The organism is Jannaschia seosinensis, assembly GCF_001408515.1.
Classification (GTDB): Bacteria; Pseudomonadota; Alphaproteobacteria; order Rhodobacterales; family Rhodobacteraceae; genus Jannaschia; species Jannaschia seosinensis.
Genome location: NZ_CYPR01000051.1, coordinates 1 through 3,592 on the forward strand (window position 1 = coordinate 1; position 3,592 = coordinate 3,592).

The 3,592-nt window shown below is 65.0% G+C and carries 2 protein-coding genes and 1 pseudogene; all 3 read right to left on the minus strand.

Annotated elements, in window-relative coordinates; genetic code table 11:
- Positions 1-123: 123 nt before the first annotated feature.
- Positions 124-1,095 carry an IS481 family transposase gene (locus tag JSE7799_RS04585; protein WP_055662563.1) on the minus strand — a complete coding sequence of 324 codons (972 nt, stop codon included), beginning with the start codon at positions 1,093-1,095 and terminating at the stop codon, positions 124-126.
- A gap of 75 nt (positions 1,096-1,170) precedes the next feature.
- Positions 1,171-2,376 (minus strand): IS256 family transposase, encoded by a 1,206-nt coding sequence (locus JSE7799_RS04590; RefSeq protein WP_442354835.1) that lies wholly within the window; start codon positions 2,374-2,376, stop codon positions 1,171-1,173.
- 62 nt (positions 2,377-2,438) lie between these two features.
- Positions 2,439-3,331: pseudogene (locus JSE7799_RS04595) on the minus strand (Mu transposase domain-containing protein); the annotation flags it as partial.
- Between the last annotated feature and the right edge of the window lie 261 nt (positions 3,332-3,592).

The following is a 3,592-nucleotide window of genomic DNA, read 5'->3' on the forward strand; positions in this document are numbered from 1 at the left end:
CACGACGGTGCTCGATGCGCGGCCACACGCTGTTCAGGTTCTTCCCGGCCCCACCCCTTGGCCCTTCGTCAGCGCTGTCGTGGCGTCGCTCGCGTTCCTCGGGCTCATCTTCACGCCCTGCGCCTAACTGTCACATCCCGGAAGGTAGTATGGCTGTTTCTTGAACAGCTCTGGCTTGATTTTGTGCCAGTCCTTCATGGCCTGCAAGGGCGCCTTGCTGGCCAACGCTGCTTGCGGGAGCTGCTGGTTGTAGAGCCAGACGTATCGGTGGAGCGTGGTCTCCAAATCCTCGCCTGATCGGAAATGGTGGCTCTGCAGGACCTCTTCGATCCGGCCGTTGAAGCGCGCGACCATTCCGTTGGTCTGCGGCGACTTCGGCGGGGTCAGGCGGTGGTCGATGTCGAGGGCGGCGCAAAGCGCGTCGAACGCGTGCTCTCCCGTGGCAGTCCGCTTGCGCAGGCCGAAAAGGCGGTCGGTGAACTCCTTGCCATTGTCGGTGAGAATGGTGCGGATGCGGANCGGGCAGGCGCGCTCCAGATCGCGCAGGAAGCGCCGTGCGTTGGCCGCGGTCTTTGCCGGGAAGACACGGATNAAGACCCATCGGGTCGCCCGGTCGATGGCCACGAAGAGGTAACGGCGGCGGGTCTCATCGGCCATTTGCGGCAGGTACTTCACGTCGATGTGGAGGTAGCCCGGCTCGTAGGCCTTGAAGGCGCTGTGCTTCGGCTTGGCCGCCTTGGTCTTCAGGTCGCGCAGGTTCCCCACTCCATGCCGGCGCAGGCAGCGATCCAGCCCCGAGCGCGAGGCGTTCGGGTTCAGGAACTCCCGNACAACCGCCAGCAGATCATCCAGCGACACCAGCAGCGCCTTTCGCAGGGCCACCGCGACGGCCTCCTGCGGTGGTGTCAGCGTCGTCTGGAGCCTGTGCGGCGTGTGGCTGCGATCCGCGACGCTGTCGCGCTTGCGCCACTTGTAAACGGTCTGCTCCGTTATGCCGAAGCGCTCGGCCAGGACCGGAGCAGGCTCCGTGCTCGCCTGGATCGCTGCCCGCACCTTCGGCGTGGTCGTGGCCTGCTTGTGAAGATGTATCAGCATGGTCGTGCCCCGTCTCGAAGGTCCCTCAGAACCGATCTTGCCATGAAGAGCGCGGATCGTCGCGGGGAAAGGTGATCATCCGGGACGGAACATGTAGGCCTTGGTCTCGGAGGCCCATTTCTCGTCGATCTCTACGAGGACGGCGCTGACCAGTCGCAGCAGAGCGTCGTCGCTGGGAAAGACCCTGACCTTTACGGTGCGCCGCTTGAGCTCGTGCTGGACGGATCGCTCCATCGGGTTTGAAGTGCGCAGCCGGCGGCGATGGTGCTCGGGCAGCGTGAAGACCGCGAGCCCCTCGGGCGCGTTTTCCTCCAGCCATGCGGCCAGCTTCGGCGCAGAGGTGCGATAGCTGGCGACGATCTCTGCCAAGGCCGTTTCTGCCTTGGCGAGCGTGCTGGCATTCCACACGGTGCGCAGCTCGGCTCCGATGCGCTTGCGGCTCTCGACGTTCGGAGCGTGATGAATGGCGTTGCGCGCGAGATGGAACTGGCAGCGCTGCCACGTGGCGCCGCCAAGAACAGCCCGCCGGGCAGCACGCAGCCCTGAGTGGTCATCCGAAACGATGAACTCGACGCCGCGCAGGCCTCGGGCGACCAGGCTCTCCAAGAAGCCCCGCCAGTGGACCTCGGCCTCGGACAGGGCCACGGAAACGCCCAGAACACGCCGCCGCTCGTCCGGGCCGATGCCGATTGCCGAGAGCACGGCAGCATCGCGCACCACCCCGCCGTGGCGCATCTTCTCGTACCGGGCATCGAGGATGAGGTATTTTACCTGGCCCAGAGGGCGGTTGCGCCATGCCTCCAGTTCGTCGTCGAGCAGCTTGGCAGCCCGGCTGACCTGCGAGGACGACAGGCTCTCGATCCCAAACTCGCGCATGACAGCCTCGGCGTCACGCGTGGAGACGCCTTTGACGTACATCTCGGCCACCGCCAGCATGACGGACCGAACCGACCGCCGCCCGCGCTCGAGGGATTGCGGATAGAACGGCTCTTCCCCATGCCCGGCAGTCTTGGGCACCTGCACGCTCACCGTGCCCGCAGGCGTGTCGATCCGCTTGGGTTTGTAGCCGTTGGCATAGCCGTGACGCTCGGGCGTGCGCTCATAATGGCTCGCGCCGAGAAACCGCTCCCGTTCGATGTGCATCGCCAGCTCGAAAGCCCGCGCGAACACCGATGCGATCTCGCCGGGCCCGTGCTCGATCAACTGTTCCAAGACCGCCTCAAGCGCCGTATCCTTCCGCCTGTNCATTCGTTCTTCTCCATGGTTGTGTTGCAANNCCATGGAATANCAGAATGGGCAGCTCGTGCTGGGGGGCGCCCCAGCACGAGCTCACGCCCCGCGTCTCAAGCGAATTTCCAGACCTGAGGGTACAGTACCGCGGTGGTCGCGACATCGGCACGCGGCAGGTAGGGGTAGACGTCGAGGTCGAGCTTCGGCGGCCGCCTCTCGACCTGACAGAGAACGAGGTGCTTGACCGCATCGAAGCCGACCGCGCCCAGTTGCAGGGCCTTCTTCACGGCGGCATGGAGATCGACGATGTCGAAGGTCTCCAGAAGGCGCAGAACCTGGACATACTCGCGGCGTCCCGCCTTGATCATCCGCGCTTCCATCAGGCGGCGCAGGGTCGCGAACTCCGGCGGCAGGTCCCATTCCGCCAGGGGCGCCGCCTGATCCAAAGCGTTCGCCATTGTCTCTCGGACCAATGGCGTTTTAATGGCTCACTCTTGCGCTCGATGAGCGGCAGGTAATGCACTGGATCGAAGACCATGTCCTCGCGGCCGTAGCAGCGGGGATGGCGTGCGATGACTTCACCACCGCAGCCGATCACGACCTGATCGACATAGCCCCTGATCCAGACGTCGCGGTGGCCGCAAGCAACCGGCACGGAATAATCGTTGGTCTTGTAGCGCACCAGCGCTTGGGAGCTGACCCGTCCGGTGGTCTGATCGCAGGCGTCGAACGGCGCGGCCGGCAGATCGGCCATCGCGGCCAGATCCCGCGCGAGGCGTTGACCGATCGTTTCGGCCTGGCCCCGCAGGACATCCGCCTGGCGCCTGCGGCACTGCTCCTCCAGATGGGCGTTGAACGCGTCCCAGGTTGCGACCCGCGGGATCGGCACCATGAAGTTGCGGCGGGAATAGCCGACCAGCCCTTCCGCGTTGCCCTTGTCGTTGCCCTTTCCGGGCCGCCCGTAGCGGTCGCGGAACAGGTAATGCGACAGGAACCCGCTGAAGAGCGCGGTACTGTACCCTCAGGTCTGGAAATTCGCTTGAGACGCGGGGCGTGAGCTCGTGCTGGGGCGCCCCCCAGCACGAGCTGCCCATTCTGATATTCCATGGAGTTGCAACACAACCATGGAGAAGAACGAATGAACAGGCGGAAGGATACGGCGCTTGAGGCGGTCTTGGAACAGTTGATCGAGCACGGGCCCGGCGAGATCGCATCGGTGTTCGCGCGGGCTTTCGAGCTGGCGATGCAGATCGAACGGGGGCGGGTT